Annotated in this window: 15 protein-coding genes; 11 read left to right on the forward strand and 4 right to left on the reverse strand. The window is 39.2% G+C overall.

Annotation, left to right across the window (positions count from 1 at the left end):
* On the forward strand, positions 1-5,225 hold a 5,225-nt coding region (locus ACW6NC_RS05715; RefSeq protein ID WP_457864282.1), incomplete at its 5' end, for a LamG-like jellyroll fold domain-containing protein.
* A 4-nt stretch (positions 5,226-5,229) separates the two neighbouring features.
* Here ACW6NC_RS05715 and rsmG read toward each other — a convergent pair.
* Positions 5,230-5,859 carry a 16S rRNA (guanine(527)-N(7))-methyltransferase RsmG gene (gene rsmG / locus ACW6NC_RS05720; RefSeq protein WP_457864283.1) on the reverse strand — a complete coding sequence of 210 codons (630 nt, stop codon included), beginning with the start codon at positions 5,857-5,859 and terminating at the stop codon, positions 5,230-5,232.
* A gap of 121 nt (positions 5,860-5,980) precedes the next feature.
* On the opposite strand from rsmG, the gene ACW6NC_RS05725 reads away from it, so the two are divergent.
* Both ACW6NC_RS05725 and ACW6NC_RS05730 read left to right on the forward strand, forming a co-directional pair.
* On the forward strand, positions 5,981-7,087 hold the full coding sequence (locus ACW6NC_RS05725; protein WP_457864285.1) for a fatty acid desaturase family protein: 1,107 nt from the start codon (positions 5,981-5,983) through the stop codon (positions 7,085-7,087).
* A 19-nt stretch (positions 7,088-7,106) separates the two neighbouring features.
* Entirely contained in the window at positions 7,107-8,300 is a 1,194-nt protein-coding gene (locus ACW6NC_RS05730) for a pyridoxal phosphate-dependent aminotransferase (protein WP_457864287.1), read from the forward strand.
* 58 nt (positions 8,301-8,358) lie between these two features.
* On the opposite strand, the gene ACW6NC_RS05735 is transcribed toward ACW6NC_RS05730, so the two are convergent.
* Both ACW6NC_RS05735 and trkA read right to left on the reverse strand, forming a co-directional pair.
* Positions 8,359-9,855: a TrkH family potassium uptake protein gene (locus tag ACW6NC_RS05735; RefSeq protein WP_457864288.1), complete on the reverse strand. Its 1,497-nt coding sequence runs from the start codon at positions 9,853-9,855 to the stop codon at positions 8,359-8,361.
* Positions 9,855-11,204, reverse strand: coding sequence for a Trk system potassium transporter TrkA (gene trkA, locus ACW6NC_RS05740; protein WP_457864289.1), 1,350 nt, complete (start codon positions 11,202-11,204; stop codon positions 9,855-9,857). The genes ACW6NC_RS05735 and trkA overlap by 1 nt, the downstream gene beginning before the upstream one ends.
* A 136-nt stretch (positions 11,205-11,340) precedes the next feature.
* Between trkA and ubiE the strand changes: the two genes are divergently transcribed.
* Both ubiE and porT read left to right on the forward strand, forming a co-directional pair.
* A complete protein-coding gene (gene ubiE, locus ACW6NC_RS05745; protein WP_457864291.1) occupies positions 11,341-12,069 on the forward strand; it encodes a bifunctional demethylmenaquinone methyltransferase/2-methoxy-6-polyprenyl-1,4-benzoquinol methylase UbiE in 729 nt (242 codons plus the stop codon).
* Between the two features lie 4 nt (positions 12,070-12,073).
* Entirely contained in the window at positions 12,074-12,781 is a 708-nt protein-coding gene (porT, locus tag ACW6NC_RS05750; RefSeq protein ID WP_457864292.1) for a type IX secretion/gliding motility protein PorT/SprT, read from the forward strand.
* Here the strand turns inward: porT and ACW6NC_RS05755 are convergent.
* A complete protein-coding gene (locus ACW6NC_RS05755) occupies positions 12,768-13,508 on the reverse strand; it encodes a TrmH family RNA methyltransferase (RefSeq protein WP_457864294.1) in 741 nt (246 codons plus the stop codon). The two genes, porT and ACW6NC_RS05755, sit on opposite strands and share 14 nt — an antisense overlap.
* 37 nt (positions 13,509-13,545) lie before the next feature.
* Here ACW6NC_RS05755 and tamL point away from each other — a divergent pair, with 37 nt between their 5' ends.
* From tamL to ACW6NC_RS05785, 6 genes are all read left to right on the forward strand, one after another.
* A complete protein-coding gene (gene tamL, locus ACW6NC_RS05760; RefSeq protein ID WP_457864295.1) occupies positions 13,546-16,116 on the forward strand; it encodes a translocation and assembly module lipoprotein TamL in 2,571 nt (856 codons plus the stop codon).
* Between the two features lie 44 nt (positions 16,117-16,160).
* The gene (gene fbaA, locus ACW6NC_RS05765) at positions 16,161-17,228 is read left to right on the forward strand and encodes a class II fructose-bisphosphate aldolase (RefSeq protein WP_457864296.1); all 1,068 of its coding nucleotides are present in this window, start codon (positions 16,161-16,163) and stop codon (positions 17,226-17,228) included.
* 112 nt (positions 17,229-17,340) lie between these two features.
* Complete coding sequence (accD, locus tag ACW6NC_RS05770; RefSeq protein WP_457864298.1) at positions 17,341-18,198, forward strand: acetyl-CoA carboxylase, carboxyltransferase subunit beta; 858 nt, start codon at positions 17,341-17,343, stop codon at positions 18,196-18,198.
* Between the two features lie 97 nt (positions 18,199-18,295).
* Positions 18,296-18,565 carry a 30S ribosomal protein S15 gene (gene rpsO, locus ACW6NC_RS05775; RefSeq protein WP_093406577.1) on the forward strand — a complete coding sequence of 90 codons (270 nt, stop codon included), beginning with the start codon at positions 18,296-18,298 and terminating at the stop codon, positions 18,563-18,565.
* Positions 18,566-18,782: 217 nt separating this feature from the next.
* Positions 18,783-21,032 (forward strand): polyribonucleotide nucleotidyltransferase, encoded by a 2,250-nt coding sequence (locus ACW6NC_RS05780; RefSeq protein WP_457864300.1) that lies wholly within the window; start codon positions 18,783-18,785, stop codon positions 21,030-21,032.
* Between the two features lie 249 nt (positions 21,033-21,281).
* Positions 21,282-22,145 carry a sigma-70 family RNA polymerase sigma factor gene (locus ACW6NC_RS05785; RefSeq protein WP_011708302.1) on the forward strand — a complete coding sequence of 288 codons (864 nt, stop codon included), beginning with the start codon at positions 21,282-21,284 and terminating at the stop codon, positions 22,143-22,145.
* The last annotated feature ends 246 nt before the right edge of the window (positions 22,146-22,391 follow it).

Below are 22,391 nucleotides of genomic sequence, written 5' to 3' on the forward strand. Positions count from 1 at the left end.
CTGGAAATGCCATCGAAGTAACTCAAACTATTACCGTAGACGATACTACTGATCCAACGGCAAGCAACCCGGCTCCCATAAACGTGCAATGTGCGGCGGAGGTCCCGGCAGCAGATCCTGCTGTGGTCACCGATGAGGCCGACAACTGTACTACCGCTCCAACGGTGGCTTTTGTCTCCGATGTGAGTGATAATAACAGCAATCCCGAGGTCATCACAAGAACCTATAGTGTGACCGATGAAGCTGGAAATGCCATCGAAGTAACTCAAACTATTACCGTAGACGATACTACTGATCCAACGGCAAGCAACCCGGCTCCCCTAAACGTGCAATGCGCGGCGGAGGTCCCGGCAGCAGATCCTGCTGTGGTCACCGATGAGGCTGACAACTGTACTACCGCTCCAACAGTGGCTTTTGTCTCCGATGTGAGTGACAATAATAGCAATCCCGAGGTCATCACAAGAACCTATAGTGTGACCGATGAAGCTGGAAATGCCATTGAAGTAACTCAAACTATTACCGTAGACGATACTACTGATCCGGCAATACCAGATTTACCAGATCTAATTAGTGAATGTCCTTTGACAGTTACTCCTGCTACTACTACAGACAATTGTGATGGTACTATAACAGGTACAACCGGAATAACAGATTTGACATTTGATGCCTCAGGATCAGTTTATTGGATATTTACAGATGCCGCTGGAAATTCAATCGGACCCATTGAGCAAAAAGTTATAATTAATAATACAGTGGCCCCTGAACCAGATATTGAAGGGAATCTACCAAAACAAACCATTAATGGTTGCCAAATTTCAAGTTTATCTGATTTAACAATACCAACTGCGACAGATGCTTGTGAAGGGACAATTAACGGAACACTTAGCGAAGATTTTGAATTTCCATATTCTTTTTCTGGAACTAAACCTATCATATGGGAATTTATTGATAGCCAAGGTAACACTTCGACCCAGGTTCAAGAAATAGAACTTATTCCAGAAGACATCAATGGGGGAGCTATAAATGGAACGTTTGAATCTACATTTTTTGAAGATCAAATTGATATTACTTCATGTGGAGACCCGATTGCCGTAGAGTTACAGTTGTCAGGTAAAATAGGAAATATTGTTCATTGGGAAAAATATTCAGTAAATAAAGGCACTTGGGAAGTAATCAATAATAATAACAATACATATACGGCATCCTTTGCAGTAGGGGCTTTGGTTTCAACCTATTATAGAGTTTTAATTCAAGCTGGAACCTGTACAGAATATTCGGATAGTTTTTACATTAGAGCACTACCTCCTGGAGCGGCTCCCACGGTTAGCAATGAAGACCCTGATAACCTATATTGCCTGGGAGAGGAAGTAAACCTATTGGCCAAAAGTAATTATCTAGCAACACAAGATGCAATACCCTCAGATAAAGCACCGGGAGATTTTAATGAAGGTCAATTAAACACCCAGGATCCTGACTCCTGGCTTGTGGACGGCGACCCAGGTGGATTCACAGCTGGTGGAAACGCAAGAAAACCAAGAAATTGGTCTGGAACCAATAATCATTCATTTGGCGGAATTGAGTATGATAGTCAAGATAAAAAATTTACAATAGCCTATGGTGATTACAGCTCCAATGCATATAATGGAGAAAATCCCACCACATTAGAAAGTCCAATTATGGACCTATCAAATGCAGAAGAAGCAAGCCTCGACTTTGATCAGGCATATTATTTTTCCAATAATGATGTTGCCGTTATTGAAATATCCTTGGATGGTGGAACGACTTATTCTTCTCTTAGAGTGATGCACGCTTCTGGAAGTGGCGATAAAGACTGGTATACAGCAGGAACTGCTGAATCTGTTGAAGGATCGAGTCCCACCCAGTATTATTTTAATACTGATAATACCTCTATTTCTCTTGACGCTTACTTAGGAGAAAGTAATGTTAGAATCAGATGGTCATTTACCGGCACCAGTGATCAAAGTGTCTGGGCTATGGATAATATTTTTGTAAATAAAAAGGTTTTAGTTGAGACTGAATTAGAATGGACAGAAGGAATTGGCGATCCGGAGGAAGAGCCAATTGAAACTGGTCGAACTGAAGTCCCAATTTCATTTATTCCTGAAATCCCGGGGGTCCACGAGTATGGGGGAACAGCTTTGGTTAATAGTTGCAGAACATACAATGAAGAAGGAACAGATTTAACCGAGGTTCGTGTCTCCTATTCTTATGCTGGTGAAGATATTATTCATACAGAGGCAGAATGTGGACAAAATGAAATACAGTTGAATGCATATGACAACACAATTACAGCCAATGAAAACATTGCTAAAGGAGCATTTACCGCTCCTCCCTCAGGTTGCAAATCATGTGATGCGCCGGGCACCGGGGACATAGGAGAATGGTCTTGGTCTGGAGAGACACCCTCTTGTACACCGGCATCTTTCTCAGATGTAAACGATCCCAACGCAATCTTTACTGCAGGACCTGGCACTTATACGTTGACCTGGACTGTCAATGGATGTTCAAATGATTTAACGGTAACTATTTCCGATTGTAAACAAATAGACTTTGATGGCACAAATGATCATATTGATTTCAGTGATAATTATGATTTAAACGGTGCTTTTAGTCTGGAAGTGTGGGTTAAACCTGAATCTGTTACTGGCACCCAAACCATAATATCTAAAAGAGATGGAAATTTCTCTGATACTGCAGAGGGTTATGACCTAAGAATTGAAAATGGAGAAGTTTCATTTAATTGGGATAAATCAGGAACACTAAATTCTTCACCCTATACCATCGATACAGATCGCTGGTACCACATAGCCTTAACGCATTTATCTTCCGGGGAATATAGATTATATATTGATGGTCAACTTCTAAAGGTTGTTGGAGGGGGAGCTCCAGGTGAAAACAACTATAAGGCGATTTTAGGAGCGATGGAAGGTTCTGATGCCCCATTAAATTATTTTAACGGATGGATGGAAGAATTAAGAATTTGGAAGGTAGCTCTAACACAGGACCAGTTACATCAAATGATGAATCAACGAATAAAAAAAGGCAGTGGAACCCAAATAGACGGTGAAATTATCCCGAGGAATATAACTAACCTTAATTGGGAAGATCTTATCGGTTATTATAGGATGGACGATATTTCATGTGGGAATGTTAACCCATATAATGATGGTAGTAAAAACATTGGTGTTACAGGAAAACTTAAAAATATTACTACACCCCAGGACAAAACTGCTCCCCTTCCCTATGTAGCTGGAAATACCGGGGATTGGTGGGATGAAAACACCTGGAAAGAGCCAGTAGTTTGGGATCCACCAAGTAGCCCAGGATTAACCGGAGATACCATTGCCTGGAACATTGTAAAATTAAACAACCAACAAGTCTTTAATCCTGCTACAACTAATAACTCAAAGAGTATAGATTTATTAGGTCTTCTCGATGATGGCGGCACTTTAAATATGCAAGGGGTTAATAACAACTCCGGAAATGGAATAACTATTACTCGTTATTTCCAATTAGACGGAGTGCTGGACCTTAATGGAGAGTCACAACTGATCCAGTCAGAAGGGAGTGAGGTATTAGGTTCAGGGTATATTGAACGCGATCAGCAAGGAACTGCCAGCAGCTTTAATTACAACTACTGGAGCTCTCCGGTTCTCGCTTCTAATAACACCGCTACTTATTCAATCGCAGGAGTTATGTTCGATGGAACCACAACAGGTACTGGTACCTTTAAAGACATCAATTTCGGAGATAGGTACGCCCATGCCGACGGACCATTAAGCTCCCCTATTAAAATAAGTAATTATTGGATTAACGCTTTTAGAAAAAAGCCAGCTAATCAATACAGCCAATGGGAAAGAATTGGCAGTAATCCTGGTAATCCGGAAGATTATCTCAAACCGGGAGAAGGCTATACGATGAAAGGAACTTATTGGGTTTCAGTTAAAGAAAATAAACTTCAAAATTACACCTTTAAAGGTTTTCCAAACAATGGCGATATTGAATTGACAGGGATCAGTCCGGACCAGAATTATCTTATAGGAAATCCATATGCTTCTGCTGTAGATGCCATTGAATTCATTAAAGGTCACCTAACAAGTACTAACTCGAACCTTGGCGGAAATGTTTTTAATGGAACAATCTATTACTGGGATCACTATTCTGGACAAACACACTACTTAGAGAAATATATTGGTGGATATGCGGCCTTTAACCTTTCTGGAGGTCTTAGAGCTCTTTCAAATGACACTCGGATTAATCATGAAACTGAGGAAGAGGGAACAAAGACCCCAGGGCCATATATCCCAGTGGGACAAGGGTTTTTTATAAATACCGCATCCGGGGATTCAGATGCGCAAACAAATACGAATATTACAGGAGGAACGGTAAAATTCAAAAATCAATATAGGGTTTTTGCATCAGAAGCAAACACTTCTCTTAGTCATTTCCTAAATCCGGAAAATCCATCCAAACAAAAAGCTAGCTCCACGCAAGCCAATAAAATGCAAAAGGATAACAGGTATAAAATACGACTCCAGTTTAATTCTCCAACTGGATATATTCGAGAAATCCTGGTAACTGCAGATCGCAATTCCACTCAGGATTATGATCTTGGTTATGATGCCCCTCTATTGGATAATGCAAGTGAGGATATGTACTGGATGATAAATGATAACGAATTTGTTATCCAGGCAGTACCTCATTTCAATATTGACCAGGTACTCCCATTAGGATTGAAAATTGCTGAGGAAAGCCAGTTCAGCATTAAAGTCAAGGAGTTAGAGAATATTCCGGAAAGCATGAACATTTATCTTAAGGATAAAACCGAAGACTCTTATTTCGATCTAACCGAGGCGGAATACAAAACAAGTCTTAGCCCCGAAATTCATAACGACAGGTATGAGATCGTTTTTCATAAAGGAAAGGAACCTGAGGATGATATTACAGATGTCGAGGGTTCAGAGCTTTCTATCGGATACTCCTATAACAGCAGAGAACTACATATCGAAAACCCAGAAATGCTAGAAATACATAAATTGGTCATTTATAGTATTTCTGGTCAGGAGGTACATAACTTTGTGGAAGTGCCCAGGGAGAAAATAATCACCTTGGAACTTGACAAACCACTAAGCTCGGCAGTGTATGTAGTAAGAGCTTACACCAATAAAGGAGTTATTGCAACTCAGGTTATTATAAAACAATAAAGACCTATTTCCTATATTTTAAAGGAAGGTGAACTACTTTTTTGGTTAGGAAGAACTCTTCCTCAAAATAATCCGACAATTCGTAGATGGTGGCTTTCGGAAACTCACGAAGTTCAACGGTTAGATCTCCACCTTTCAAATAAAGAATCCCGTTTTTTAATTCATGATTACTTTTTTTAGCGATTTTGCCTTTTACCCAATGAACAAAAGTAGGCATAGCTGCAACCGCTCTGCTTACAATAAAATCATATTCCCCAGAGATTTCTTCTACCCTGGCATTTGTAACCTTTACATTTCCAAGATCGAGACCGGCCACTACCTCTTCCACAACTTTTATTTTTTTGCCGATAGAGTCTACTAAGTGAAAGTTGGTCTGTGGAAAAAGAATAGCTAATGGAACCCCGGGAAAGCCTCCCCCAGTTCCAACATCGAGAACTTTAGCTCCAGGTTTAAAACCCTGTACTTTAGCTGTGCCCAATGAATGTAAGACATGCCTAAGATAAAGTTCGTCTATATCCTTTCGAGAGACGACGTTAATTTTCAGGTTCCAATCCCTGTATAATTCTTCCAACTTGGCGAATTTTAAAAGCTGGTCTTCGGTTAAATTAGGAAAGTATTTTTTTATTAATTTCAAAGTTTTCTAATTTGCCACAAAAATACATAATTTGGTGCTGAAATTGCAGAGTAGATTAATACGGTATTGATTATAGATTAACTATATAAAAATTTTACCTTTACCGTTTACAAAAAATTACATGGAAAACAAACAAAATCAAATTAAATTCTCCAGGATCGATTCTGCAAAATTCTTCAGAATTCTCAATAAAAGAGTGAATAATTATTTCAAAGAGAATAACCTTAAAAAAACAGGAAATTGGAAGCTTCATATAAAAGCCATCGTGATGTTTTCAATGTTCCTGACGCCTTACTTTTTAATTCTCACTCTCGATATTTCCCAATGGTGGATGCTATTACTCACCGTATTGATGGGTGCAGGAATGGCTGGTGTGGGAATGAACATCATGCACGATGGAAATCACGGATCGTATTCTACCAAGAAATGGGTCAATAAGTTTATGGGAGGAACTATTTATGTACTAGCCGGAAACGTTTATAACTGGCAAGTGCAACATAATGTCCTTCACCATACATACACCAATATCCACGGGCACGATGAGGACCTGGATGCCGGACGAATAATACGTTTTTCTGAACATGCACAGTGGAGATGGTTCCATAAATTTCAACATTATTATTCTATTTTCCTTTATGGTTTATTAACTTTCAACTGGGCTCTGACCACAGATTTCAAACAAACAAGAAACTATCTAAAACGTAAGCTAGCTTACGGTAAATTACCCAATCCGGTTAAACAGTGGAGCATAGTAGTGATCACCAAAGTTATTTACGTAGCTATTTGGATAGTTATTCCCATGCTTATTCTTTCAATTTCCTGGTGGAAGATCCTTATCGGTTTTTTTGTAATGCATTATACCGCCGGTTTGATCTTAAGTATAGTTTTTCAACTCGCTCATGTAGTTAAAGAAACTCAAATGCCCCTGCCTGATAAAACCGGTACGATGAAAAATACTTGGGCGATCCATCAACTTTTTACCACAGTTAACTTTTCTACCAAGAACAAGATCATAAATTGGTTCACAGGAGGTCTTAATCATCAGGTCGAACACCATATTTTTCCGAATATAAGCCATATTCATTATTCCAGTATATCAAAAATAGTAAGAGAAACTGCTAAGGAATGCAGTCTACCATACAACGAATACAAAACCACACGCGCAGCAATAATCGCCCATTTTACACATTTAAAAGAAATGGGAGCTAAACCTGCAATTTCAGTATAATCAATTTAACCTTTTAAAAATGCAAGAACAACTTTCCGACAGGATTAAAAACCTGGCAACCTCTCAAACTTTGGCAATGGCAGCAAAAGCGCGTGAATTAAAAGCCGAAGGAAAAGACATTATTGGACTAAGCCTTGGAGAACCGGATTTCAACACCCCCGATTTCATTAAAGAGGCAGCAATCCAAGCAATAAATGACAATTACAACAGCTACTCTCCTGTAGATGGTTATGTGGAATTGAAAGATGCCATTATTCAGAAATTTAAAAGAGATAACGATCTTACTTATGATAGGTCTCAGATCGTAGTTTCAACCGGGGCAAAACAATCCCTAGCTAATGCAGCCATGGTACTTCTTAATCCTGGTGACGAGGTTATCCTACCCTGTCCTTATTGGGTGAGCTATGCTGAAATCGTTAAGCTTGCTGAAGCTGTACCGGTTGAAGTTGCAACATCGGTTGACACAAATTTCAAAATGACACCGGAACAACTGGAAGCAGCAATTACTCCAAAAACCAAAATGATTTGGTACAGCTCACCATGCAATCCGAGCGGGATGGTTTACAGCAAAGATGAATTAAGAGCTCTTGCCGATGTACTGGTTAAACATCCTAATATAATTGTAGTTAGTGACGAAATATACGAGCATATTAATTTCGTCGGTGATCATGCTTCCATGGCCCAATTTGAAGATATGTATGACCGTGTAATCACCGTTAACGGTGTTTCAAAAGCCTTTGCTATGACGGGATGGAGAATTGGTTACATTGGAGCACCAGCATGGATAGCCCGTGCCTGTAATAAAATGCAGGGCCAAATAACCAGCGGAGCGAATTGTATTGCACAACGCGCAGTGATCACGGCGCTGGAAGCTCCAGTGAGCAAAATTGATTATATGGTAGATACTTTCAAGAAAAGAAGAAAAATCATCATTGATTTACTTAATGATATAGAAGGATTTAAGACTACCGAACCGGAAGGAGCGTTTTATGTCTTCCCTAATATTTCTCACTTCTTTGGAAAAACGATAAAAGGACATAAAATCGAAAATGCTACTGATTTCTCAATGTTCCTACTAGAAGAGGCTTTAGTTGCTACTGTTACCGGTGATGCATTTGGAAACCCTGATTGTATAAGAATTTCTTATGCCGCCAGTGAACCTCAGATCGAAGAAGCTTTAAAACGCATTAAGAATGTGTTGGTTGAGGCCTAGCCTACTTTAAAATCTTCAGAATAAATTTTAAACCGGTTTGAATTTTCAAGCCGGTTTTTTAATGATTACGCCAGAAATACGGTGTTAAGATTATCAGCACTGTAAAGAGTTCTAGACGTCCAATTAACATCAAAAAGGCACTCCAATATTTTCCAAATATCGGCAAGATATCGAAATTGTTAACGGGTCCTAAGGCTCCTAATGCCGGACCTATATTACCAAGAGAAGAAGCAGCACCTCCAATAGCTGTTGCAAAATCCAGACCCATTCCACCAAAAACAACTGATCCAATTATAAAAGCAAGCATATAGAGAATGAAGAAACCAAGGATATTAAAAACAATATCATGGCTAACAGACTTTCCATTAAAGCGGACAGGTAATACCGCATTTGGATGAAGGCTACGTTTAAATTCAGTCATGCCATTTCGTATCATTATAATGTGACGCATCACCTTCACTCCGCCGGATGTAGACCCTGCAGAACCCCCAAGAAAGAATAAACCAAAAAATACCACTGTTAAAAATGGTGTCCACATCGTATAATCCGCAGTCACGAATCCTGTAGTAGTTATTATGGCAATGACCTGGAACAAGGCATGTCTAAAAGCGCTTTCGGCTTCACCCCATACCATTGGATGATCTATCTGCGAAAGGGTGATATCTGCTTCAAAATATATTAGAACAGATGCAAGTAAGGTAAATACAGCAATAAAAAGAATATACCATTTGAACTCATCATCATGTAGAACTTTTTGAATGCGGCCTTTAAAACTAAAATAACTGAGCACGAAATTACTACCTGCCAGGATCATGAATAATATTATGATATACTGAATTAAAGGCTGATCATTCCAATAAGCCACGCTAATATTTTTTGTGGAAAACCCTCCCGTGGAGAGTGTACTTAAAGAATGATTAATTGCATCAAAGAAACTCATCCCAGCAAGTCTTAGCAGGATAGTTTCAGCCACTGTGTATGACACATAGATTAACCAAAGGCGTTTAGCAGTATCGGTAATTCGAGGTTTTAGCTTGTCAGCATTAGGACCAGGGGCTTCAGCCGCAAAAAGCTGCATTCCTCCAATACCTAATAGCGGGAGTATTGCAATAGCAAGCACTATGATCCCCATCCCACCTATCCAATGGGTTAAACTCCTCCAAAATAAAATACCATCCGGAATAGATTCGATGTCATTCAAAATAGACGCTCCCGTTGTGGTATAGCCAGACATCGTTTCGAAGAATGCATTATGAAATTGGGGAATTGCCTCACTTATTAAATATGGAAGGGTTCCACTAAGAGCCATAAAAACCCAGCCGAAAGTGACAATGATATACCCTTCCCGTTTTTTGACTTCCTTCCGGTGGCCTTTAGTACTAAACATTAAAAGAACTCCAACAAACAACGTAATTAGGGCAGCCAAAGAAATCTCAAGAGTAACGCCATCTTGATAAAACCAACTTATCAATACCGCTAGCAACATGAAGGCTCCATTACATAAAAGCAATAGCCCCATCACGTGAAAAATGATCTGGTAATTAAGCCTTGGCATTATAAAAAGAGTTTTTCAACTTTTTTAATAGATCGTGGAAGGCAACATACAACGATGCGGTCCCCGGCCTTAATCATAAAATCCCCCAGGGCAATAATTCCTTCTCCGTTTCTAATGATCCCTCCAATAATGGCTGATCGGGGAAAGTCGAGATTTTTTATTCTTTTATCACAAACCTGGGAGTTAGGCTTTACAATGAACTCAAGGAGTTCGGCATTCATGTTGTTTATCTTAGTCATTGCCACTACTTCCCCTTTTCGGATATAGCGAAATATATTATTGGCAGCCAGAAGTTTTTTATTAATTAGAGTGTCGATTCCTATAGAATGGCTTAGCTGATAGTAATCCATATTTTCAACCAGGGAGATGGTTTTCTTTACCATTTTAGATTTGGCTACTAAACAAGACATGATATTGGTTTCAGAATTACCCGTGACGGCAATAAAAGCATCCATATCATAGATGTTTTCTTCTTCAAGTAACTCCACATTGCGACCATCACCATAAATCACCAGGGCCTTGGGAAGTTCATCGGCCAGATCATATGCCTTGGTCTTATTCTGTTCAATCAACTTAACATTGAAGTTCTGGTTACATAGGTCCCGAGCCGTTTTTTTTCCAATCTTACTTCCACCCAATATCATTACATTTTTGATATCCTGCTTTACCTTTCCTGCTAGTTTATAAAGGTTTTCTACTCCTTTTTTAAGGGTGACAAAATTCACCTGATCTCCTTCTCTAAATTCTGTATCTCCACGCGGGATCAAAGTGTATTGAGTACCTAGCCGTTGAATGGCAATAGGTACGAAGTTTAACTCAGGAAAAATTGCAGCTGCTTCTTTCACCGTTTTCCCTACAAAAAGCGCCTGACGGGACAGGCTAAGTCCTATCATTGTAAGTGCGCCGCCTTCAAACTCATAACTATCATTAAAAGCTGACTGATTTAAGAGCAATTCGATCTCGCGTGCTGCAATGGCCTCAGGAGAAATTAATTCATCAATTCCTAGTTTAGAAAAACCAATTTCTTCTTTATTATGAAGAAATTCGGTATTGGAAATACGGGCTATAGTTCGTTTCGCCCCTAACTGTTTTGCTAATACACAGGCAGTTATATTGGTGGCTTCACTGGAAGTAACTCCAATAAGCATATCCACATGTTTGACATGGGCCTCCTTTAAAATTGCAATTGAAGTCGCATCCCCCTTTATAGTTCTAATATCAAGATGAGTGTCAGCATAAATCAAATTATCCCGGTTGGTATCAATTAAGGTAATATCCTGGGATTCAAAGGAAAGTAATTTTGCCAAATGAAAGCCAACTTCTCCCGCTCCGGCGATAATTATCTTCATATAACTGCTTGAAATTGTAAGGAAAAGCAAATGTACGTTATTTTCCACAATCCAAAAATCTCTTTGGCTTCAACAAATTGAGAATCTGTAAGACGCAGTTTGCTGATAAGACTTATCTTTGGAAAAAATTATTTGAATGGGCAAAAAGGTTACACCATATCGTGATTCAAAACTCAATAAGAAAAAGCAGGTTGAACAGATGTTCGATAACATCTCTGGGAACTACGATGGCCTAAACCGCGTGATTTCATTTGGTACCGATGTAAAGTGGAGAAAAAAAGTCATCGCGCTGGTGGCATCCCAAAATCCTAAAAGCATTCTTGATATTGCTACCGGAACAGGAGACCTTGCCATACAAATGGCTCCTATTAAAGCTGAGAGAATAGTAGGCTTAGACCTTTCCGAGGGCATGTTAAAAGTGGGTCGAAAAAAAATCAGCGATAAAGACCTGGACCACAGAATAGAGATGATTCAGGGTGACAGTGAAGCACTTCCTTTTGAGGATAATACTTTTGATGCTATAACCGTTGCCTTTGGAGTAAGAAATTTTGAAACCCTCGATAAAGGACTCGCTGAAATTTACCGAGTCCTAAAACCAGGCGGTATATTTGTGGTACTCGAAACATCGGTGCCCACAAAATTCCCTTTTAAACAAGGATATAAATTTTATTCAGCTTACGTGCTACCTCTAATAGGAAAGGCCTTTTCTAAAGACAAGGATGCCTATTCCTATCTGAGCGAAAGCGCCGCATCATTCCCTTATGGAAAAAACTTCAACAATATTTTGAAGAAAATAGGGTTTACTAATGTAGAACACCAGCCTCAAACTTTCGGGGTGGCAACCATTTATAAGGGTTCAAAATAAAACTATGAGAAGATTTTTTCTGCTAGCCTTTTTCATGCTGTCTTTTTCACTTTCCCACGCCCAGTTATTTTCAGGGGAAAAGATTATTAATAATGAAAATTTTGATCGGCAACGTTGGTCATGGGGATATTTCCTGGGGCTGAATTCCTATGATTTTAAATTTAAATATGAGGAATATGATCCAAGCCCAACATCGGGTAAAGATCGGCTCATAGAAACCAATATGGGATTTAATGTAGGCTTAGTTGGGAATCTTAGGCTTTCAAACAACCTGGACCTTCGTCTTGAACCGGGAGTTAGTTTCAATACCAGGGGATTCCAGGTTACTAAAGCCGATCCGGACACTTACAGGGAAATAAACTCAACTTATGTTCACATTCCCCTTTTACTTAAATTCTCCACTGACCGGGTCAACAATTTCAAACCCTTCGTTGTGGGAGGAGTTTCAACTTCAATAAACCTCTCGAGCAATGAAAACAATCCAGATGATAATTATGCTGGACAATTCAGGATGACCACAAATTCATATTATTATGAAATTGGATTTGGGATTGATCTGTACTTATATTATTTTAAATTTTCACCATCCATAAGAGGAGTATTTGCTATTAATGACGAGCTCATTAGAGATAATACTTCGAATAGCGTATACACGGACAATATTGAAAAGATGTCTACAAGGGCTGTATTTCTGAATTTTACATTCCAGTAAGTGATTTTCGTTTAAACTCACTCAGCAGTATTGCCGTGGCAGAGGCAACATTCAGACTTTCGGTTTTTCGGGTAGGGCCAAATCTAGGAATTCCAATCCTCTGGTTAATCAATTTTTCAATTTTTTTGGAAATTCCATTGGCTTCATTGCCCATAACTAATATTCCTTCAGAGGGAAGCCTTTTGTGATAAACACTTTTTCCATCCATAAAAGCTCCAAAGACGGAAAGACTGGTATTTTCGTTGATGAATTCATTCAAATCCCTGTAGCACACATTTACCCGGGTAAGTGAGCCCATACTGGCTTGCACTACCTTAGGGTTAAAAGCATCTGCTGTATCATTAGAACAAACTAGATTTTGGATTCCGAACCAATCACATAAACGAATTATTGTTCCCAGGTTACCGGGATCTCTGACCCCGTCCAAGGCAAGAACCAGGTCTTTGGTCCTACATCTTTCCTGTTTTGGGATTTTAAAAATGGCTAATGCAGTTTGAGGGTTTTTTAATTGACTTATCTTTCCAAGCTCTGCCTCCGAAATAATTTCTGTTTTCAGCTCATCCTCTTCAAAACAATCTGTAGTGGTATAGAGTCTTACTAACTCAAACCGGGAAGAAAGAAACTCTTCTATACTTTTTTCTCCTTCAACAATAAACATCGCATTTTTAAGACGATACTTTTTTTGAGCAAGACTTCTTATTAACTTAATTTGGCTTTTACTAACCATACAAAAAATGTATTTTTGATTTCTTAAAAACGACTGTTTGAACCGGTTTCTCGCAAAAATATCATTATTTTTCTTATTCCTGTCTTTATTAATTTCCTGTAACGCTGTTAAACACGTAGAGAGTGATCAGGCTTTGTTAACAGAGAACATTGTGTACCTTGATGGAGAGAAGATAAATGAAACCCAAATCTATAATCAGCTCTACCAAGAGCCTAATACCAAGTTATTAGGCATTCCAATACGGCTTCATTTTTACAATCTTGCGCGCCCGGATATAGATTCCGTGCTCACTCGAAAATATTTAAACAATCCCAAAAAGAAAAAGTTTCTCATAGATTTGCTTTCTTACAAACAGTTTGAAAAGTTTCTGCATTCCAGGAAGAATTTCAATGAATGGATAAAGAATACCGGAGAGGCTCCTGTAATAGTAAGCAAAGAAGAAACTGAAAAATCGGTCCGGCGTTTGGACTCCTGGTATTGGAATCATGGTTGGTTTAATGTTGAAACGGATTATCGGATTGTTCCCTCGGAGGATAAAAAGAAAAGGGCAAGTGTGGAATACTATGTCAAGACTCAAACGCCCTATATAGTTGATTCTATAAGCAAACGAATAGCATCGCATGTCCTGGATTCGCTTTACGATGCTAACGTTCAAGATTCCCACATAAAGGAGGACGTACAATACAGAACTCTTGATTACAACGATGAAAGAGACAGACTCACCCGCCTTTTTCGAAATAGCGGGGTTTACAATTTTGACCAGGAGTTCATAAGCTTTGAAGCTGATACGGTAGGCACAAATTATAAGGTTAATACGGCGGTTATTATAAAAAACAGGCCAGCAAATGAGAACGACACCACTTCCAGGGTACCATTTAAAATTCACGATGTAACCAAAGTTAATGTCTTTACTGACTATACTTATGATAATAGATCTAAACCGGTTACAGACAGCATTCAACACGAAGGATATAACATATACAGCTTTGAAAAGCAACGCTATAAACCTGAGGCTATTACCGATGCCATCTTTATAAGACCTGGAAATACCTATAGTGACATTGCGCGTACACGAACCTATAACAGGATTAATTCACTGCGGAATTTTAAATATCCTACGATCAGATACACAGAAGATCCGGAGGATAGCACCCGAACCGATCTGGTAGCAAATATCTTTCTTACTCCGCAACAGAAGTATTCTTTGGGATTTGATTTTGAAATTTCACAAAGTAACATCCAGGAATTCGGGATTGGATTTGGTGGTTCGCTTTTAATAAGAAACATCTTTCGAGGAGCTGAAAACCTGGAAATCTCAGGAAGAGGAAGTATTGGTTCATCCACCGATGCCGCAGCAAGTAGTGATAAGGACCGCTTCTTTGATATATCTGAAATCGGAGCTGACCTCAATTTAAGTTTCCCTCGGATTTTTCTTCCAGTAGATACCGAAAAGATTATTCCCAAGTACATGTCCCCCTTTACCACCCTAAGCCTAGGGGTAAGTACACAATCTAATATTGGGTTGGACAAAAGAAATCTATCAGGGGCCATGGAGTATCGTTGGACGCCATCGCGCCAATTATCCAATAGGCTCGACCTGGTTAATATTCAATATGTAAGAAATTTGAATACTGATAATTATTTTAATGTCTACAGAAACTCCTATAGTGAACTTAATGACATTGTTCAGGCACCTAATGTGGTAACAAGTCCTGATTATCTGGATGATGAGGGCCGTCTAACCATACCTCAGGGGGCAGAAAATTTTCTTGAGGATATCGAGTCAGAGGATGGGCCAACTACAGGATTAAACGAAGATCAACGCCAGGTAGCGAATTATGTAAAAGAGCGAAAAAATCGGCTAACAGAAAACAACCTGATTTTCGCGACTAATTTTACTTATCTATGGAATACCAAAGAAAATCTATACGATCAGGAGTTTACCAGGTTCAGGTTTAAAATAGAAACTGCGGGCAATTTTTTATCCCTTTTCTCTAATCTGGCAGGGCTGGATGAAAACGAAAACGGAAATTACAAAATTCTCGGAGTAAACTTCTCTCAATATGCCAAGACAGAAATTGATTTTATAAAACACTGGGATCTTGGCAGAGAAAATATTTTTGCATTACGTGCCTTCGGGGGCATTGCCATTCCCTATGGAAATGCTAACAGCATTCCATTCGCCCGAAGCTTCTTTGCAGGAGGACCTAATGATAACAGGGCGTGGCAGGCTTATGACCTAGGACCGGGAAGTACCGGTGGCCGCAATGAATTCAATGAGGCCAATATGAAGCTTGCACTGAATCTCGAATACCGATACAATCTTTTCGGATCTTTACATTCGGCTGTTTTTATTGATGTTGGAAACATTTGGAATGTTTTGGACATCGTTGAAAATGACGAGGCTACCTTTACCTCTTTTTCCGATTTAAAGAATATTGCCGTAGGCTCCGGTTTTGGGTTAAGGTATGATTTTAACTTTTTTGTTTTAAGATTTGACATAGGTTTCAAAACCTACGACCCCGCCCGCGATTTAGGAAACCGTTGGTTTAAAGATTATAACTTCAACCATGCAGTTTATAATGTGGGTATTAATTATCCTTTCTAAGCCATTTAATTTTCTTATTTTTGTAAGCCAAATTCAATTAAATTATGAGTCACAACATTAAACCAGGCGTAGCCACAGGAAAAGAAGTACAGGAAATATTTAAACTTGCTAAGGAAAAAGGATTTGCCCTTCCCGCTATAAATGTTATAGGTTCCAGCAGTATTAATGCTGTATTGGAAACCGCCGCAGAATTAAATTCACCCGTTATCATCCAATTTTCAAACGGAGGAGCACAGTTCAATGCAGGAAAAGGACTTTCCAATGAAAATGAAAAGGCCGCCATCGCAGGTGCAGTGGCAGGAGCAAAACATGTTCATGAACTGGCAGAATTATATGGAGTACCTGTTATCATGCATACCGACCATTGCGCCAAGAAATTACTTCCATGGATTGACGGGCTTCTTGATGCCAGTGAAAAACACTATGAACAATTCGGAAAACCATTATATAGCTCACATATGATTGATCTTTCAGAAGAATCTCTGGAAGAGAATATGGAGATTAGCAAGAAGTATCTTGAAAGAATGAGTAAAATGGGAATGACTCTGGAAATTGAGCTTGGTATCACTGGTGGAGAGGAAGACGGAGTTGACAATACTGATGTCGATTCTTCAAAACTTTATACCCAGCCTGAAGAGGTAGCCTATGCATATGAAGAGCTAAGCAAAGTGAGTGATCAGTTTACAGTGGCTGCTGCCTTTGGAAATGTTCATGGGGTTTACAAACCAGGCAATGTCAAACTTACTCCCAAAATCCTTAAGAACTCCCAGGAATATATTACCAAAAATTACGGCCTAGGTGAAAACCACATTGATTTCGTATTTCACGGAGGTAGTGGTTCTACCGTTGAAGAGATCAAGGAGTCCATTGGCTATGGGGTAATCAAAATGAATATCGACACCGATCTTCAATATGCTTATCTGGAAGGAATACGGGATTATATGGGAAGCAAAAAAGACTTCCTTGCCACGCAAATAGGTAATCCAGAGGGAGATGATGTTCCAAACAAAAAATATTATGACCCAAGAAAATGGCTTCGTGAAGGTGAATTAACCTTCAAAGCTCGTCTTAAAAAGGCATTTGAAGACCTTAATAACGTTAATACCCTTTAGATTAAAAGGCAAAAACAGCTGGAACATTTATTCCAGCTGTTTTTTATTTAAAATAAAACCTCAGTCTCCGGAGTAGTTTCCGGAAAAGTTCAATCCCTGAAACCTGAAAAAAATGGCTTGGTTTAAAAGAACACAAAAAGGAATTCAAACCCCTACCGAACATAAAAAAGACGTTCCTAAAGGTTTATGGTACAAATCTCCAACAGGAAAGATCGTGGATGCCGAACAATTGGAAAGCAATTTCTATGTGAGTCCAGAGGACGGCTACCATGTTAGGATAGGGAGCAAGGAGTATTTTAAAATACTTTTTGATGATAATGAGTTCAAGGAACTCGACAAGAATATATCTTCTAAAGATCCACTGGATTTTAAGGATACCAAAAAATATACGGATAGATTAAAAGCTGCCGAAGAAAAAACCGGGCTTAAAGATGCCGTGCGAACGGCAGTGGGAAAATCAAAAGGCAAAGAATTGGTAGTAGCCTGTATGGATTTTAGTTTTATTGGCGGTTCTATGGGTTCGGTTGTAGGAGAAAAAATTGCCCGGGGAGCTGAATATTCCCTGAAGCACAATATTCCTTTTATGATCATTTCCAAATCTGGAGGTGCGCGAATGATGGAAGCAGCATTATCTTTAATGCAACTTGCCAAAACTTCGGTAAAACTAGCCCAACTTGCTGAAGCTAAAATACCATATATCTCCTTATGTACCGATCCGACTACTGGAGGTACCACAGCCTCCTTCGCCATGCTCGGTGATATTAATATATCTGAACCAGGTGCCCTTATAGGATTTGCTGGTCCACGTGTGGTAAAAGATACTACGGGTAAAGACCTTCCAGATGATTTTCAAACCGCTGAATTTGTTAAAGAACATGGTTTCCTGGATTTCATTGTCAAACGTTCAGAACTAAAAAACAAAGTCAATCTTTACCTTGATCTTATTCAAAATCAACCAGTAAGAAAATAAAACGGAGTTTTAATCCACTTTATCTGAGGAAAATAGTATATTTGCCGCTTGACAGAAAAACTGTCAGTACATAAAAATCATTTAAATAAATATTGGAATGTATTTAGCAAAAGAAAAAAAGCAGGAGATTTTCGAAAAGTATGGAAAGGGTAAGAATGACACCGGTTCCACTGAAGGTCAGATTGCATTGTTTACTTACAGAATTTCTCACCTTTCAGAACACCTCAAGAAGAATCGTCAGGATTATAATACCGAGCGTTCCCTTGTAATGTTAGTAGGAAAGAGAAGAAGCCTGCTGGATTACCTAATGAAGAAAGATATTATGAGATATCGTGCTATCGTTAAGGAATTAGGATTAAGAAAATAAATTTCGAGGGGGCTTCACGCCCCCTCTTTTTATATAGAAGCAATTTGTATATTGCCTTAAATTGTCACCCTGTAGTTCCAACCTTGTCGGGAACGAAAGGTAGTTTTTCATTGGTCTGCAACAACTACACACAACAACACAACCAGACCGTCCTGAAAGACGGAGACCATTGTTTAACACAGGCCTTAAGACTACGGCCTGATTTGAAATTTTTATTATGATTCCACAAACATTTAAAGAGGTTATCGATCTTGGAGATGGCAGAGAGATCTCAATCGAAACCGGAAAATTAGCTAAACAAGCCCACGGCTCTGTTGTTGTGCAAATGGGAAAAGCGATGCTGCTTTGTACCGTTGTATCTTCTTATAAGGAAAGCAGTCTGGATTTCTTTCCGCTAACCGTTGATTACCGTGAAAAATTTGCTGCTGCCGGACGTTATCCCGGAGGCTTTTTCAAAAGAGAAGCAAGACCTAGTGATGGTGAAATTTTGACAATGAGAATTGTTGACCGTGTTTTACGGCCCTTATTTCCATCTGATTATAGAACGGAGACACAGGTGATGATTCAGCTGATGTCCCACGACGAAGAAGTTATGCCTGATGCCTTGGCAGGACTTGCTGCTTCTGCAGCAATCCAACTTTCAGATATTCCATTTGAAACCGCTATCTCTGAAGCCCGTGTCGGAAGAATAAACGGTGAGTTCGTCATCAACCCAAGTCGCAGCCAGTTACTGGAATCAGACATCGATATGATTATCGGTGCTTCTAAAGACTCTGTGATGATGGTTGAGGGAGAAATGAAAGAGATTTCAGAAGAAGAAATGGCAGAAGCCATCCAATTCGCTCACGAACACATTAAAGAACAAGTAGACGCACAATTGCGTTTAGCTGAAGCTTTTGGCAAAAAACCAGTTAGGGAATATGCTACTGCTGAAGAAAAAGAAGACATAGAGAAAAAGGTCCATGAGGCCGCCTATCAGAAAATATATGACATCGCTAAAGGCGGTCATGGCAAAAAAGAGCGCAGTGAGGCATTTTCAGCATTAAAGGAGGATGTTTTGGCCTTATTTTCCGAAGAGGAATTGGAGGAGAACGAGAAATTAATCAAAAAGTATCTCAATAAAACCGAGAAAGAAGCGGTAAGAGAACTTACCCTTGCCGAAGGTGTAAGATTGGATGGAAGGAAAACTGATGAAATCAGACCTATTTGGTGTGAAATCGATTATTTACCATCGGTCCATGGTTCGGCTATTTTCACCCGTGGGGAAACCCAGGCCTTAGCAACGGTTACTTTAGGAACTTCCAGAGAAGCCAATACAATTGATATGCCTACACACCAGGGAGAAGAAAAATTCTACCTGCATTACAATTTTCCACCTTTTTGTACTGGTGAAGCCTACCCTATAAGAGGGACTTCCAGAAGAGAAATTGGACACGGAAACCTGGCACAACGTGCCTTAAAAGGAATGATTCCTGAAAATAACCCATATACTGTAAGAATAGTTTCTGAGGTGTTAGAATCTAATGGTTCTTCTTCAATGGCTACGGTTTGCGCAGGTACAATGGCAATGATGGATGCTGGTATTCAAATGAAAAAACCAGTTTCTGGTATCGCCATGGGGCTCATATCAGATGGGGAACGCCATGCTGTTCTTTCAGACATTCTTGGTGATGAAGATCATCTGGGAGATATGGACTTTAAAGTAACTGGAACGGCTGACGGAATCACCGCCTGCCAGATGGATATTAAAGTAAAAGGGTTACCCTACGAAATTTTAGTTAAAGCGCTAAAACAAGCTCGGGCAGGTAGACTTCATATTCTCGAAAAACTTACTGAGACCATTTCTGCTCCAAGTGAAAATGTTAAAGCACATGCTCCAAAGATTATCACCAGAAGAATTCCAAATGAATTTATTGGTGGATTAATTGGTCCTGGAGGAAAAGTAATTCAGGAACTTCAGAAAACCACCGGAACGGAAATTGTAATCAACGAAGATCCTGAGACTGAAGAAGGAATTGTTGAAATTCTGGGAACCGATCAAGAGGGCATCGATAAGGTCCTGGCAAAAATAGATTCTATCACCTTTAAGCCAGAAAAAGGAGCTACTTATAAAGTGAAGGTAATCAAGGTTCTTGATTTCGGAGCTGTAGTAGAATACCTTGACGCTCCGGGCAATGAAGTACTGCTTCATATTTCTGAATTGGCCTGGGAACGAACTGATAATGTTACAGATATTGTAAACCTTGGTGATATAATAGATGTTAAGTACTTCGGAGTAGACCCTAAGACCAGAAAGGAAAAGGTTTCTCGCAAGGCTTTACTTGAAAAACCCGAAGGTTATCAGTCACGACCACCAAGAGACAATGATCGTAACGACAGAGGTCGTGATAACCGCGGATCTAGAGATAACCGTGGTCGCGATGATCGCCGCGGCAGAGACAATAGAAATCGTAGAGATAATGACTAATACTAAGTATTAAACTTTATTAGGAACCCGGGAAGTAATTTCTCGGGTTTTATATTTATATTAATTTATTTTGAGATTGCCGTGGAAAGCTCATTCCCATTGATATTTATATACCTTAAGAAATCTTAAACCAAGGTCTATTTAAAAAATCCAATCTAATTATTTAAGGTTCCTTGTAACATTTCGACTACCCTTTGCGTATAAACTAATACAAGAGCTATTCACAATTAAAATCCAAGGAGACGATAGATGAGACAACTTAAGATTACGAAGCAGGTAACAAATCGTGAAACTGCTTCGCTGGATAAGTATTTGCAAGAAATTGGAAAAGTTGATTTGATTACTGCCGATGAAGAGGTAGAATTAGCACAACGAATTAAAGCGGGTGATGACCGTGCCTTGGAGAAATTAACAAAAGCGAATCTTCGGTTTGTTGTATCTGTGGCAAAACAATATCAAAATCAGGGTCTAACCCTACCCGACCTTATTAATGAAGGAAATTTAGGATTGATTAAAGCGGCGAAACGTTTTGACGAAACACGGGGGTTTAAATTTATTTCATATGCCGTTTGGTGGATTCGCCAGTCTATTCTTCAGGCACTGGCTGAACAATCTCGTATTGTTCGTTTACCACTGAACAAAATTGGTTCTATTAACAAAATCAACAAAACTTTTGCTTTCTTAGAGCAATCTCATGAGCGCCCACCAAGTGCTGAGGAAATTGCAAAAGAGCTGGACATGACCATTAATGACGTTAAAGAGTCAATGAAAAATTCTGGCCGTCATGTCTCTATGGATGCTCCTTTGGTAGAGGGTGAAGATTCTAACCTCTACGATGTTTTACGTTCTGGGGAATCTCCAAATCCTGATAAAGAACTTCTTCATGAATCATTAAGAACAGAGATCGAGCGCGCTTTAGAGACACTTACCCCTCGTGAGGCTGATGTTATTCGCCTATACTTTGGATTGGGAGATCAACACCCAATGACTCTCGAAGAAATTGGCGAAACTTTTGATCTTACACGCGAGAGGGTTAGACAGATTAAAGAAAAGGCAATTAGAAGATTAAAACACACCTCAAGAAGTAAGATCCTGAAAACTTATTTGGGATAAGATATTTAAGATGACAACAGTTAATACCGGCTGATTACCGGTTACAAATATAACTGTTCGTTTTTTGATTGATGAATGACCCCGGCCTGATGAACCGGGGTTTTTCCATGATTTTATTCTGAGAATTATCCCGTTTACTATTGGGGCCTGACCCTACAGAACAAATTAGTCTTTGAAAACTTTCCAATCAGAGTTCAGAAAAGTCCAACCTAAATAAATTTACAGAAGGCATCAATTACGTATAAT

The organism is Salegentibacter profundi (genome assembly GCF_054121475.1).